Origin of the sequence: Paenibacillus bouchesdurhonensis (genome assembly GCF_900155685.1) — a bacterium.
GTDB lineage: Bacteria > Bacillota > Bacilli > Paenibacillales > Paenibacillaceae > Fontibacillus > Fontibacillus bouchesdurhonensis.
Map to the genome: position 1 here is coordinate 104896 of NZ_LT732547.1, position 13739 is coordinate 118634.

The window sequence follows — 13739 nt, forward strand, 5'->3', positions numbered from 1 at the left end:
TCCGCAACCTGCCGTTTAGTAGTTAAACTCACCCTATAATGGAGGTCATTTCTAATGAAAAATTGGTTAAAGCCCGTTGGAGCAGTGCTGATTGCAGGAGTATTGGTTGCTGGAGGTTCATTGATTAGCGGGGGGCTAGACTCGGCGCAGTCTGTATACGCTGACAACGAGGTGCAGCGCAATGTAATTAACGTTACGGGCAGCGGGGAAATTCTGATTAAGCCGGATATAGCTTATATTTCCGTAGGGGTAGAGACACAAGCGGATACAGCGAAAGAAGCACAAAGCCAAAATGCCGCCAAGATGGCGAAGGTGAACGCATTGCTGAAGGATACGTGGAAGCTGGATGCAAAGGATATGAAGACAGGACAATTCTCGGTTCAGCCGAACTATACGTATTCGGAGAAAGAAGGCCAGAAGGTAAAGGGATATTCCGCTTACCATACTTTGTCGATTACTTACCGCGACTTAGAGAAGGTTGGCCAGCTTCTTGATGAGCTTACGAAGGCAGGAGCGAACCGGATCGATAATGTCCGCTTCTCGACTGAAAATCTGGATCAATATCAGGAGCAGGTCATTCAGAAGGCAATGGCGAATGCGGACATGAAGGCCGCTGCGATTGCCAAGGCTGCCAAGCGTCAGGTTGGCGTCGTGCTGAGCGTGACCCAAGGTGGCGGCAATGATTACGCGCCTTATATGAACATGAGCTTTGCCGTAGCAGAGAAGGCTTCCATGGATCAAGCAACCTCAATCGAGCCAGGGGAAATTACTGTCAAGACCACACTTTCCGTGATGTATGAAATGAAATAAACCGCTGAATAGTCGTCAATATTTGGAAGGTTCTAATGCGTTGTAACTATTGCGGGGATGCTAAGCTGAGCGCACTACCGCCCCTAGAGCCTATCAATCTTCACAAAACCTCCTTCAGTTCTGCCAAATGGCCTAGAAAAGTGTTGTAACTGAGAACAAAACAAGGTATAGTGAATATGCAAAAAATGAATCGACTGACCTGTTAAAGCCATACCAATGGATATGGCTTTTTTTTCTTAGTAGACCTGAAGGAGTTGGTGCATACATGATTGAACTGTCCGAAGTTGAAAAAAGCTTTGCAGGACAAGTCGTTGTGCATCCGCTATCGCTCACCATACAAGAAGGGGAGTTCTTAACCCTGCTGGGCCCGAGCGGCTGCGGCAAGACGACAATATTACGCATGATCGCCGGGTTCGAGCAACCGACAAGCGGCAAAATTATGCTGGACGGCAAGGATTTGACCCACCTGCCTCCGAATCGCCGGGATTTGAACCTGGTGTTTCAGCACTATGCATTATTCCCGCATATGACTGTTGAAGATAACATCGCATTTGGATTGAAGATGAAGAAAATGCCGTCCAAGGAAATGCGGCAGCGCGTAGAGGAAGCGGTAACGATGACTCAGTTGACTCCGCTGATTAAGCGCTATCCGCACCAGCTGTCCGGCGGGCAGCAGCAGCGCGTGGCTATCGCGCGGGCAATTGCGAACAAGCCGAAGGTCCTCCTGCTCGATGAGCCGCTGGGTGCGCTTGATTTGCAGCTTCGGAAGAATTTGCAATCCGAGCTGAAGCAGCTGCAGCGAAGCCTGGGTATTACGTTTGTATATGTAACCCATGATCAGGAGGAAGCGATGATGCTGTCCGACCGGATCGTGATTATGAATAATGGACAAGTAGAACAAATAGGCACGCCTCGCGAAATATACGCGACACCAACCACCCTGTTCTCCGCCACCTTTGTAGGAGAGAATAACATTTTCTCCAGCGACGGGCGGCTATTTGCTGTGCGTCCGGAGAAATTGCGGGCGAGCAGGCAAGTTGAAGGTTCCAAACGAAGCGGAGAGGTTATGGATGTCCTCTATCTGGGCAGCATTCATAAGCTGATCGTTCAGCTCGACAACGAGCCGATGACCGTGTCGATCGTATTTGACTTTACGGATGATCGTCCTTGGAATATCGGCGAAAAGGTCGGTGTGGATTGGAACGCGGAGGATGAGGTGATTATCGGGCCATGAGGAAATCGAGCCTGTCTGTACTGCCGGTACTGCTGTGGCTGGGTATTTTTCTAGTCATTCCGATGCTGATCGTCGTCGGTATGTCGTTCATGGGTCGAGACGCGACAGGCGGAGTTGTCGCGGGGTTTAGCCTGTCTTCCTATGCTCGCTTTTTCGATCCGCTGTATTTGGGGATTTATTGGGATACGATCGTGCTGTCTGTGCTAACGACGGTAATTTGTCTTCTGCTTAGCTATCCGCTGGCTTATTATATTGCGAATTCCGGCCCGAAGAAGCAGACATGGGGGCTTATTCTTGTTACAATACCGTTCTGGATTAATTTTCTCATTCGCACATACGCATGGGTCTTATTACTCCGGACGCAGGGGATCGTCAACAATCTACTGATCGATATCGGCTTGATCCAGGAGCCGCTGCAGATGCTGTATACAAGAGGCGCCGTCTTGCTTGGGATGGTGTATACGTTTATTCCCTTTATGGTGCTGCCGATCTATGTGGCACTGGAGCAAATGGATAAGAAGCTGCTAGAGGCTGCGAGCGACCTCGGAGCATCGCCTTGGAAGGCATTTTGGCACATTACGCTGCCGCAGACGAAATCGGGGATTATGACGGGCTCCGTACTTGTCTATGTCTCGACAACGGGGATGTTTGTCGTGACTGATATCTTGGGCGGAGCAAAATCGGCGATGATCAGCAATGTCATCCAAGCGCAATTTTCTGGAGCCAGAGACTGGCCGTTTGGCTCGGCGCTGTCGATCATCTTCGTAATCACATCTTTAATTATGATCGCCTTGTTTAACAAAGCGATGACTTCCAGGCACTTAAAAGTGAAGGAGGGTCGCTGATGAAGACCAAGTCGCATCCGCTTCTCGGATTCCATTCGCTGCTGATGATGGTGTTTATATACGTACCGATCGCTTTTATTATTGCTTATTCGTTTAATAGTTCACGTCTAGCTGCGGATTGGAGCGGCTTCACGCTGGACTGGTACGTCTCTTTATTCAAAAATCGGCGGGTCATTGAGGCGCTGAGCAACAGCCTGATCGTTGCGGGGGTATCTACCGTAGTGTCCACAATTTTGGGGACGATGGCGGCTTTGTCGATGAAAACGCTGAACCGCAAGATGCGGGCCGGCATGGGCGGACTGCTCTACTTGCCAATTATTATTCCGGATATTATTATGGGTTTATCTTTGCTAGTCCTGTTTACTCAATTTCACATTCCGATGGGGAAGTTGACGATTATATTAGCTCATATTACGTTTAGTATGTCTTATGTGTATGTCGTGGTCAGCACGCGGCTGGCCGGCATGGGCAAGCAGCTGGAGGAAGCCGCGAATGACCTGGGGGCGAGCGCATGGCAGACGTTCCGTTATGTCACATTTCCGCAAATCATGCCGGGCATCGTGGCTGGAGCGCTTATTGCCTTTACACTATCTTTAGATGACTTCATGGTAAGCTTCTTTGTAAGCGGGCCAAGCTCGACGACGCTGCCTATTTATATATATGGGCAAGTAAAACGCGGTATTTCCCCGGAAATTAATGCACTTTGTACAATTTTGATCGTAGTAAGCATAACGCTGATTTTGCTTGCGCAATATATTTTGAATCGGGGCAAAGGGCAGAAGAAACAATCCATCCTCCCATTCTAATGTGAGGTAGTTAAAGCGTTTTGAAAAAACGCACATCGGAAGGCTGAGCTTCGGTGCTGAAAAGTTGACTTTTTGAACGTGGTTTAACTAGGTGATTAAAGAGAGGAGACCAAGAGTTGAAAAGAATGAGATGGGCCGGCGTGCTGCTGGCGAGTATGTTAGTAATATCCCTACTGTCCGGATGCGGATCATCTGGGAAGCAGACGCTGAATATATACAGCTGGGCCGATAACTTTGATGTGGATGTATTGGCCGATTTTGAAAAGCAATATGATGTAAAAATTGTGTATGATGTATTTGCCAACAATGAGGATTTGCTTGCGAAGATCAAAACGGGCGGCAGCGGCTATGATCTGATTCAACCATCCGATTACATGGTAGACACTATGATTAAGGAGGACTTGCTCGCGCCGTTGAATATGGAGAATATTCCGAATTTCGAGAATATCGATCCTGCGTTTAAGGATCCGGTGTTTGATCCGGGCAACAAGTACTCCATCGTGTATATGACCGGTGTAACAGGAATTGCATACAACAAGAAATACATCAAGGATGAAATCGATAGCTGGGAAGACCTCTGGAACCCGGCGTATAAGGGGAAAGTGCTCCTGCTCGACGATAACCGGGAAGTGATCGGGATGTCGCTGAAAAAGGCTGGCAAATCGAACAGCTCCATGGATGAAGCGGAAATTACCGCCGCGGTGGATGATTTGAAGCAGCTGCTGCCGAGCGTGCTTGCTTTTGATACCGATAATATCAAGAATAAAATGATTCAGGAAGAAGGCTGGATCGGCACGGTGTGGTCTGGCGATGCATCTCTGATTGCCAAGGACAACCCGGACGTGGCGTATGTCGTGCCTAAAGAAGGCGGAACGATCTTCGCGGATAACTATGCTATTCCGAAGGACGCGAAGAATCAGGAGCTGGCGGAGAAATTCATCAACTATATGTTGGAGCCTGAGGTTAGCGCGAAAAATTACGAATCGATTGGATATAGCGATCCGAATATTAAGGCAAAGGAATTCCACAGCGAAGAATATAATGCCGATACGATGATCAACCTTTCTGTGGACGAGCTGTCCCGCACGGAGTGGCTCGGCGACGTTCAGGATAAGCTGCAGCTTTATGACCATTTCTGGACGGAGCTGAAGAGCGGCCGCTAGTAATATGATAATCCGATTATAATAAATCTGTAGTTATTTAGAACAGTGAGGCGTATCAGCGCTTCACTGTTTTTTGCTGTTTGCATCTTCTGTGGATTCTAGAAGCATGATTTAACCAGAGTCGGGACATAATTCGACTATCCTAGGAAAGAGGTGAGGCACAGATGATCATGTCCAAGAAGATACAAATTCGACTATGCCTGCTAGCTGCCCTGCTGTTGCCGACAGGAATGCTTCTGGAGGGGAGAGTTAGCGAAGCTGCGGCCTCCGAGAGACTTCATGCAAGCCAGGCGCAATTCACGGTGATTGCCCCAGGAACTACGGCAGCTCCGAACCAAGGGGTTCAAGTGGAGACACGCACAATAACGAAGTCTTTACCCGGGGCTTCGATTAAAGCGGAGTATCCGCATGTTAGCGGCTTGAAGAGCAAATCTGTCCAACGGAGACTCAATTCTTTTTTCAAGGCTCGGGCAGAAGCGTTCGTGAAGAAATCGGTTCAAGAAATGAAGCAAAGCGGGCCTTCTCCCAGCGGCCATGAGTATGAATTTTTGGGCAACTACAATGTCACGTATAACAAGAATGGCATCTTGAGTCTCTATGAGCAAACCTATGCTTATACGGGAGGGGCTCATGGGAACAGCTATCGGGAGGGAATGACCTTCCGACTGGAGGACGGGAAGCTGCTTACACTTGATGAGCTGCTGCGTGCAAATCCGAATTATCGCCAAATCGTTGACCCGGCGATTGCTCAGCAGTTGCAGCAAACACAGGGGTATTTCGGTAATTTCAAAACAATTGGCCCGAATCCATCGTATTACGTCAAGGATGAGGGAGTCGTTATCTTTTTCCCGGTCTACGAGTATTTGCCTTATGTGAACGGGTTCCCGGAGTTCTATTTTCCCTTCTCACAGCTGCTTCCGGCGGGTACGAATCCGTTTGATTTCACAAGACGCTAATAGCTTGTTTCGAGGCTTTCCACGGGGCGCTGACTCCATGTGGAAAGCCTCTTTTTTGCAACAGAAAAGTAATCAACGGCCGGTTGTTTTGTTACTGTTATTTCGCTATGCTAATATAAGTCGTCGAGATGAGTCGCTCTTAATTTACTGGGGAGAGTTATTTGTGCGAAGGAAGGTCACAATGCAGCAAATTGCCGACATGGCAGGAGTGTCAAAATTTGCTGTATCCAGGGCGCTTTCCGGTAAAACGGGAGTAAGCGAGCAAACGAGAGCATATATTGTCAAGGTCGCAGGCGAGCTGGGGTTCTTTGAAGCATCAAAGCAAACGGCAATTCGGCCCGGCTACCATTTGAGAGATGCCGAAACTTCAGGCACGGTACTTGTATTATTTCCTAATATTCGTTATCAGAACGTGGAGAATAAATACTGGGGATTCATTTATGATGGGATATCCCAAAAGCTGCAGGATAACGGTTTGGATATGATTACATTAACCCAGCCCTTCCGCGATAGTGTCACGAAGTTGTTCAATCCGAAGATGATTCTGGGAGTCATTTGTGTGGGAACGGTGTCTACCCAGGTGCTGCTTGAACTGCAAAGCATGGAGCTACCGATGGTCATGATCGACCATATTGATCCAGCCATACAATGCGACGGCGTGTTTGTAGATAACTACTTTATGATGAGAAAGTTAATGGCCATGTTGATTAGCAAAGGGTATCAGCGATTTCAATTTGTGGGGAAGGTTTCTTATGCCTTTAGCTTTGAAGAGCGTTGGAGAGCATTTCGGGATTCTCTTTCCGAGTATGGTATCGTACACAACCAGCTTCCTCAGCTTATGGCGTCCGAAAATCTAAATGAATATGAGGGCGTGATGTCTATTCCGCAAGAAGAGCTTCCGCAAATTTTTGTATGTGCCAATGACTGCGTAGCCTTGAGCGTGTACGATGCATTGAACGAGCGAGGTATTAAAATTCCTACCGAGTGTGGAGTTGCGGGGTTTGACAATACGGAGGATGCTCAGCAATTGGTTCCGAAGTTAACATCAGTCCATGTTCCCAAGGAAGCGATGGGAGCCAGGGCGGTCGATCGTCTGTTGCAGCGGGTCAGAAATAGGGATGAATGTTATGAGAAAACGTTGCTGCTGGGCGATGTAGTGCTCAAGCATTCAACGATTTAATATAGCTCAGGGTAAAGAAGAGGCGAATGCGCCTCTTTTTTTGTTGAATAAACATCGCTTAGGGCGCATATAACAAATAATAAATTATATTTAATTTGTTATTTGTTTTTGTTATTTGATTCGTTTAATATAATTAATATATTGACATTTTGTTTTGCAAATGTATGATTATGTTAGTTGTAATAATATAGTCATCTGAGAATGAGGAAATAGGGGTATATCCCGGTATATAAGGGTTTTGGGAAGGTTTGGGGGAAGGTTATAGAGAGGGGGAACGCAAAGAGGAGTTTTGAGGGACATGTTTTGTATGCGTTTACAATTTGCTAACTGTTAGTTTTTTTGGTTTATTGTTATGGTTGTTATGTTTGTTTGCTTCACCGTTCAGGGTTTTTATTTCAATGTATAGAAGAGAATGGGAGGGTTTCTATGTTAAACAAAAAAATTAAACCGCTTACATTTGGTCTATTTATACTGATAATTCTTTTCGTAGGCGCTTGCTCAAGCTCCGGATCTAGCAACGGCAACTCCAGTGAGTCTGAAGGGAATAAGCCGGCCGCGACGGTTGAGAACCAATCTTCCCCTCAAGAAGAGGAAGAAGTTCCTGATCTCGGGGGGCGGGTCATTCGATTATCTGCCTGGTGGGACTTGACTCCGAATGGCGAATCGGCCAGCAGCAAAGCTGAGCTTGAACAGATCGCTGCAGTTGAAGAAAAATACAACGTAAACATTGAATTCGTGAATGTTCCTTTTGACAACTACGTAGATAAATTCACCACCACAACGCTGGCCGGAGAGCCTTTTGCCGATATTGTCATGCTCGAGAATAAAGCTGCGCTGCCAGCCATCTTAAAGGGACAGATTCTTCCTATTGATGAATTTACCGACGGTTCCAGCAATATTAATAACGAGCAAAACCTGATTAAGAAGAATGAGCCGTTGGGTGGAGGCAATTACGGATTTGGCCGTCCAGGGAATTCAGGAGTTTCATTGATGTATAATCGTGAAATTTTTAAGCAATTAGGTTTGCCGGATCTCCAGGAGTTATATGCCAAAGGGGAGTGGAATTGGAGCAAGTTTGAGGAAATTGCGAAGCTGGCTACCAAGGACACGAATAACGACGGCAAGAACGATTATTGGGGCTTCTCTGGATGGGGACTCGATATCGCGCGTCACTTTGCCGCTGTGAACGGAGCCAAAGCTGTCGATGATGCCGTCGGCAAAGAAGGGATCAGCGATCCGAAGATGGTCGAAGCTCTGGAGTTCATCAACAAACTATACAACGTGGATAAGGTTGTTAAGGTGAAAACCGGCAACCGCATGGAATGGACGGAGATGGAAACCTTTAAGGATGGGGACGTAGCCATGTTTATCGCTGCGGAATGGATGGTAGGAGATCTGCAATTTGATTTCAGCATCGTACCGATTCCAAACGGGCCTCAGGGCTCTGACAAATATGTATTTGCAGACTCTGCCGGTCAAGGCTTCTTCATCCCTAAGGGCGTAAAGGATCCCCAGCTTGTTTATAAAATCTACGAAGAAATGGTGGATATTCCTCCGCTTGAGGATTTCCCGGGACAAACGTGGCTTGAGGGGATCTACAAGCATCAGGAAGACATTGATATGGTTGTCCAGCATATTTCGGGTCGAGGGATGCCGGCTCTGGAAGATGCTTACCCGGACTTCCCGCTTTCTAGTGTAGTGGAGGATATTATATCCAAGAATGCTTCTGTCACTTCAACCATAGATAAATACAAGCAGCAGGCTCAGGCGGCTGTCGATGCATTAGGCAAGTAAGCTGTTCGCTTATGAGGAACCTCGTCTGGAAATACAGGTGAGGTTCCTTCCAGCTATGCATAATTCTCATCCCTGGAGTATTAGAGCAAGGGATGGCGTGAGTCATGTTTTGTAATGACTGGGGGACTGACATTGAAGAAGTTAGCCAGACAACTAGGCATAGCCATGCTGCTCGCAGCTATGGTGATCGCTCCATTTCCTTCGATCTATGCGGCTTCGGTTCAGCCGGCAGAGGGGGATATTCAGGATGGAAATGAGGGCTTGAATAGCGTGGAGCAAATTTTGAAAGTGAATTCCGGATATAGCGAACGTACTTTATATTCGGAGTACGTGAAAGAGTATGAAGACGCATCCACCCCGCATACGGAAATCGTGATCGAAGCCGGCAATTACTCCTTGTCCGCAGGAATGACGCCTGTTGTCGAAGAGAATTTCGAGGGAATGCCCGGAAAATCTTTGCGTACGGGAGAGGAAGGGCAAGTTTCCTGGGAGATTCATGTCGCCGAAGGAGGATTGTACCATTTATCCGTGCAGTACTATCCCGTGGAAGGAAAAAGCACGGATATTCAGCGTTCCTTACTCATTGATGGACAATTGCCTTATTTTGAAGCCGCTTTCTTGAAGTTCCCCCGTGTATGGGGCAACCGTTACGAGGAAGTGAAGGTGGATAACCAAGGGAACGAAATTCGGCCTCAGCAAATCGAGACTCCTCTTTGGCGCAGCATGACCGTTCAGGATACGGACGGAAAATATTCGAAGCCGTATCAATTTTATTTGTCTGCTGGACATCACGAGATCACTTTGATCTCGCAGCGGGAGCCAATGATGATCAGAGAGCTTAAATTTTATCAGGAGCCGGAAGCTCCGTCTTATAAGGAGGCGCTTGCCGCTTGGCAGGCTCAAGGGGCAACTCCGGCAGTGAAGCAAAGAATCGAGCTTCAGGCGGAGAATGCGAGCCATAAATCCTCGCCCACTTTATATCCGCTGACGGATCGCTCCAGCCCTGCTGTATATCCGTACAGCCCGTCGGTGGTGAAAATGAATACGATTGGCGGAAATAATTGGCGTCTGTCGGGACAGTGGATTTCTTGGAGAGTAGAGGTGCCGGAGAACGGGCTTTACCATATTGGGATGAATGCCAAGCAAAACTTTGTGCGAGGGACGTATTCGGCCCGAAAGCTGCAAATCGATGGCATAATACCGTTTCAAGAGGTGGAGGAAATTAAGTTCAAATACAAGGATTCCTGGCGGCTGGAGGTGCTGGGCGAGGTGGAGGAGCCTTATCTATTCTACCTGACCAAGGGGACGCACGAGTTGTCTTTGGAGGTGAACCTCCAGAGCATGGCGCCGCTGATTCATGAAGTGGAGCAGAGCCTGCTTAATATCAATGCTTTATATCGCAAAATTCTGATGATTACCAGCTCCAGCCCTGACGCCTTCCGGGATTATCAGTTGGACAAGAAGATTCCCGGGTTGAAGGAGAGTCTTGAGACCGAGCGAGATCGGCTTGATCAGGTCATTCTCGGACTTAAATCGATGGCCGGGCAGCGGGGCGACCAGGAGGCTTTGCTGCTCACGATGCGCGATCAACTGGAGGATATGCTTGATCGGCCGGATAGAATACCGCGGCAGCTTACGTCATTAAAGACCAATGCGGGAGGCTTAGGCACCTGGATGTTGAAGGCCAGGGAGCAGCCACTGCAATTGGATGCCCTATATATTCTGTCGCCGGATGAGAAGTTTCCTGATACGGGCCGCTCCTGGGCCGCTAAGGCTGTCCATGAACTATCTACGTTTTTCAGCTCCTTCTTCATCGATTACAACAAGATTGGCGATGTCACCGTCGGCAAAGATGCGCGTTCGATCACCGTCTGGATGGGAGCAGGGCGTGATCAGGCCAATACGCTAAAGGCGATGATTGATGAATTGTTTACTCCGGAATCCGGGATTCAGGTCAATGTTGAGCTGGTTCCTATGCATACGCTGCTTCAGGCGACTCTAGCGGGTCAAGGGCCGGATATTGCGATGGGTGTCAGCAATGACATTCCTGTCAACTATGCGATGCGCAATGCAGTCAAGGATCTCACGCAATTCGGTGATTTCAAGCAGACAGCAGAGCGATTCCGAGCCAGCGCGATGCTCCCCTATCAGTATGAGCAGGGCGTATATGCCCTGCCGGAGCAGCAGACCTTCAGCATGCTGTTCTATCGCAAGGACATTATGGAGGAATTGAAGCTTGCGGTACCGCAGACATGGGATGAGGTCTACAGCATGCTGTCGGTTCTTAGCAAGGGGCATATGCAATTCGGGCTGCCGCTTACGCTGCAGCCGCAATACGCGGGCCAGAACATTCCGCCCAATCCGGTCTATGGCTCTCTGTTGTTCCAGAATGGCGGTGAATTCTATCGCTATGGCGGGGCGGAATCCGATCTGGATTCCAAGATCGGTATTGAAGCCTTCAAGACTTGGACGGAGTTTTACAGCGATTACAAACTGGATAAGGAGTTCGACTTCGCGAACAGATTCCGTACCGGGGAAATGCCGATCGGCATTGCTGACTACACCATGTATAACCAGCTGTCTGTATTTGCGCCTGAAATCAATGGATTGTGGGAGTTCACGACGATCCCCGGCGTGTTGGGGGAGGACGGGGTCGTTCACCGGGATACACCCGCTAGCGGCACGGGCCTGATCATGCTCAAAGGGATCAGGGATGATGAAGCGGGTTGGGAATTCATGAAATGGTGGACCAGCGAGGAGATCCAGACTCGCTTTGGGCGCGAGATGGAAGGACTTATGGGGGCCGCGGCACGTTATCCGACGGCGAATATGGCCGCGCTGGAGCAGCTTCCTTGGCCGATTCAGGACTACCGGAGCTTGTCGGCCCAGCTGGATTTTGTGCGAGGCGTACCCGAGGTGCCGGGGGGATACTTTACGGGAAGGCATTTGGTGAACGCCTTCTATCAGGCGGTCAATGAGGATACGCCTGCCCGTGAAGCCATTATGGATTATGTGGAATACATTCAGGATGAGATTGCCTTGAAGCGCAAGGAATTCGGGCTGTCTAATTCCCGGGATAGATAATGGGGGGATATCTGTGGCACATTCACCGCAATTGAATCGGCCCGAAGGAGAGCTTCGCCATTCTTCCAAAGAGCCTCAGGCCAGCCTTGGCTTCAGATTCAAACGTGCGCTCGTCATGCATCGCCATTCGTATATTTTAATTGCGCCCTATGCGATTTTATTTACCTTATTCACCGTACTGCCGGTGATCATGTCCATTCTGATCAGCTTTACACACTTTAATATGCTGGAGTTTCCGCGGTTCATCGGCTGGCAAAATTACACCCGCCTATTTCTGGAGGACGACATTTTCTTGATCGCCGTGAAAAATACGCTCCTATTGGCGACAATTACCGGGCCTGTCAGCTACATTGCTTGTTTTCTGTTCGCCTGGCTGATTAACGAGCTGTCTCCCAAGGTGCGGGCGTTTATGACACTGGTGTTCTATGCGCCGTCTATTTCCGGGAACATCTTCTTCATATGGCAAATTATGTTCTCGGGTGATCGCTACGGAATCATTAATGGCTTGTTGATGAAATTAGGCGTTATCATCGAGCCTATTCTATGGCTGAAGACGGAAGCTTACATCATGCCGATTATTATCATCGTACAGTTGTGGCTGAGTCTTGGGACAGGATTTCTTGCTTTTATCGCGGGTTTGCAAACGGTAGACAAGACTTTGTTCGAGGCGGGGGCCGTAGATGGCATCCGCAACCGCTGGCAGGAGCTGTGGTTCATTACCTTGCCTTCCATGCGCCCACAGTTGATGTTCGGTGCGGTCATTCAACTGACAACGGCTTTCGCTGTTTCGGACGTATCGATTCACCTGGCGGGATTCCCTAGCGTGAATTATGCCGGGGAGACCGTGGTTACCCACTTGATCGATTTCGGTACGATCCGGTTTGAGATGGGCTTTGCCTCGGCGATCGCAACCGTCCTATTTATCATGATGCTTGGTACGAATCTGGGCGTGCAGAAATTGCTGCGGAAGGTGGGTGAATAGACATGGAACTGCCAGTCAAGCTCAGGCTGCCGCAACGTAAGAGGCGGATTAACCGTTCTTGGGGCGGAAATATGGCGTTGTTCGGCTTCCTTGCCTTGGTAGGTGCATTTATGGCCCTGCCCTTGGTGTATGCCATTAATAATGCATTTAAGCCGCTTGATGAAATCTTTCTTTTTCCGCCAAGGCTATTTGTGCGGAATCCAACGATGGATAACTTCTCGGATCTCTTTCACTTACTGGGGGATTCATGGGTTCCGTTCAGCAGATATATTTTTAATACCGTGTTCGTGACTGGGATGGGGATCATCGGGCATGTGCTGCTGGCTTCGGCGGCTGCTTATCCGCTCGCCAAACATAAATTTCCCGGCAGAGGCCCCATGTTCCATATTGTCGTCTTATCGCTGATGTTTACGCCTGCGGTTACGGCAATTCCCAACTATATGATCATGTCTTGGTTGGGGCTGGTTAACACGTATTGGGCGATTATTATCCCTGCCTTTGCCTATTCGCTCGGGCTGTATTTGATGAAGCAATTTATGGAGCAAATTCCCGATGCGCTGCTAGAGGCTGCCAAGATCGATGGAGCTAGCGAATACCGGATTTTCTGGTCGATTGTTATGCCTAATGTCAAGCCGGCTTGGATGACATTGATTATTCTGCTGTTTCAGATGTTGTGGGGAGCTGATACAAGCGGGTTCATCTACAGCGAGCAGCTGAAGTCGCTGAATTATGCGGCAAATCAAATTGTGCTGGGCGGTATCGCCCGGGCCGGCGTGGGAGCTGCTGTGGCTTTATTGCTGATGAGCGTGCCGATCACGGTATTCGTTTTTTCGCAAAGCCAGATTCTTGAGACGATGGCTACGTCAGGAATGAAGGAGTAGGCGA

The 13739-nt window shown here is 48.7% G+C and carries 11 protein-coding genes; all 11 read left to right on the forward strand.

Annotated features, from left to right (window positions below):
- Positions 1–54: 54 nt before the first annotated feature.
- The 11 genes from CZ379_RS00670 (at position 55) to CZ379_RS00720 (ending at position 13735) form a co-directional block, all read left to right on the forward strand.
- Positions 55–810: an SIMPL domain-containing protein gene (locus tag CZ379_RS00670; protein ID WP_110929835.1), complete on the forward strand. Its 756-nt coding sequence runs from the start codon at positions 55–57 to the stop codon at positions 808–810.
- Positions 811–1075: 265 nt separating this feature from the next.
- Complete coding sequence (locus tag CZ379_RS00675) at positions 1076–2044, forward strand: ABC transporter ATP-binding protein (protein WP_110929836.1); 969 nt, start codon at positions 1076–1078, stop codon at positions 2042–2044.
- On the forward strand, positions 2041–2889 hold the full coding sequence (locus CZ379_RS00680; RefSeq protein ID WP_110929837.1) for an ABC transporter permease: 849 nt from the start codon (positions 2041–2043) through the stop codon (positions 2887–2889). Before CZ379_RS00675 ends, CZ379_RS00680 begins: the two co-directional genes overlap by 4 nt.
- Positions 2889–3695 (forward strand): ABC transporter permease, encoded by an 807-nt coding sequence (locus CZ379_RS00685; protein WP_110929838.1) that lies wholly within the window; start codon positions 2889–2891, stop codon positions 3693–3695. The genes CZ379_RS00680 and CZ379_RS00685 overlap by 1 nt, the downstream gene beginning before the upstream one ends.
- A 116-nt stretch (positions 3696–3811) precedes the next feature.
- Positions 3812–4858 (forward strand): ABC transporter substrate-binding protein, encoded by a 1047-nt coding sequence (locus CZ379_RS00690; RefSeq protein ID WP_110929839.1) that lies wholly within the window; start codon positions 3812–3814, stop codon positions 4856–4858.
- A 164-nt stretch (positions 4859–5022) separates the two neighbouring features.
- Positions 5023–5814: a DUF3298 and DUF4163 domain-containing protein gene (locus tag CZ379_RS00695; protein ID WP_110929840.1), complete on the forward strand. Its 792-nt coding sequence runs from the start codon at positions 5023–5025 to the stop codon at positions 5812–5814.
- A 163-nt stretch (positions 5815–5977) separates the two neighbouring features.
- The gene (locus tag CZ379_RS00700; protein ID WP_110929841.1) at positions 5978–6994 is read left to right on the forward strand and encodes a LacI family DNA-binding transcriptional regulator; all 1017 of its coding nucleotides are present in this window, start codon (positions 5978–5980) and stop codon (positions 6992–6994) included.
- A 426-nt stretch (positions 6995–7420) separates the two neighbouring features.
- Positions 7421–8788: an ABC transporter substrate-binding protein gene (locus tag CZ379_RS00705; protein ID WP_110929842.1), complete on the forward strand. Its 1368-nt coding sequence runs from the start codon at positions 7421–7423 to the stop codon at positions 8786–8788.
- Positions 8789–8920: 132 nt separating this feature from the next.
- Positions 8921–11872, forward strand: coding sequence for an extracellular solute-binding protein (locus CZ379_RS00710; protein WP_234404760.1), 2952 nt, complete (start codon positions 8921–8923; stop codon positions 11870–11872).
- 115 nt (positions 11873–11987) lie between these two features.
- The gene (locus tag CZ379_RS00715) at positions 11988–12854 is read left to right on the forward strand and encodes a carbohydrate ABC transporter permease (RefSeq protein WP_234404805.1); all 867 of its coding nucleotides are present in this window, start codon (positions 11988–11990) and stop codon (positions 12852–12854) included.
- Positions 12855–12856: 2 nt separating this feature from the next.
- A complete protein-coding gene (locus tag CZ379_RS00720) occupies positions 12857–13735 on the forward strand; it encodes a carbohydrate ABC transporter permease (protein WP_110929845.1) in 879 nt (292 codons plus the stop codon).
- Positions 13736–13739 lie beyond the last annotated feature (4 nt).

Excerpts from the sequence above, each read along its gene's own strand:
- CZ379_RS00670 (WP_110929835.1), top strand. The coding sequence starts at position 55 with ATGAAAAATTGGTTAAAGCCCGTTGGAGCAGTGCTGATTGCAGGAGTA.
- CZ379_RS00675 (WP_110929836.1), top strand. The coding sequence starts at position 1,076 with ATGATTGAACTGTCCGAAGTTGAAAAAAGCTTTGCAGGACAAGTCGTT.
- CZ379_RS00680 (WP_110929837.1), top strand. The coding sequence starts at position 2,041 with ATGAGGAAATCGAGCCTGTCTGTACTGCCGGTACTGCTGTGGCTGGGT.
- CZ379_RS00685 (WP_110929838.1), top strand. The coding sequence starts at position 2,889 with ATGAAGACCAAGTCGCATCCGCTTCTCGGATTCCATTCGCTGCTGATG.
- CZ379_RS00695 (WP_110929840.1), top strand. The coding sequence starts at position 5,023 with ATGATCATGTCCAAGAAGATACAAATTCGACTATGCCTGCTAGCTGCC.
- CZ379_RS00705 (WP_110929842.1), top strand. The coding sequence starts at position 7,421 with ATGTTAAACAAAAAAATTAAACCGCTTACATTTGGTCTATTTATACTG.
- CZ379_RS00715 (WP_234404805.1), top strand. The coding sequence starts at position 11,988 with ATGCATCGCCATTCGTATATTTTAATTGCGCCCTATGCGATTTTATTT.
- CZ379_RS00720 (WP_110929845.1), top strand. The coding sequence starts at position 12,857 with ATGGAACTGCCAGTCAAGCTCAGGCTGCCGCAACGTAAGAGGCGGATT.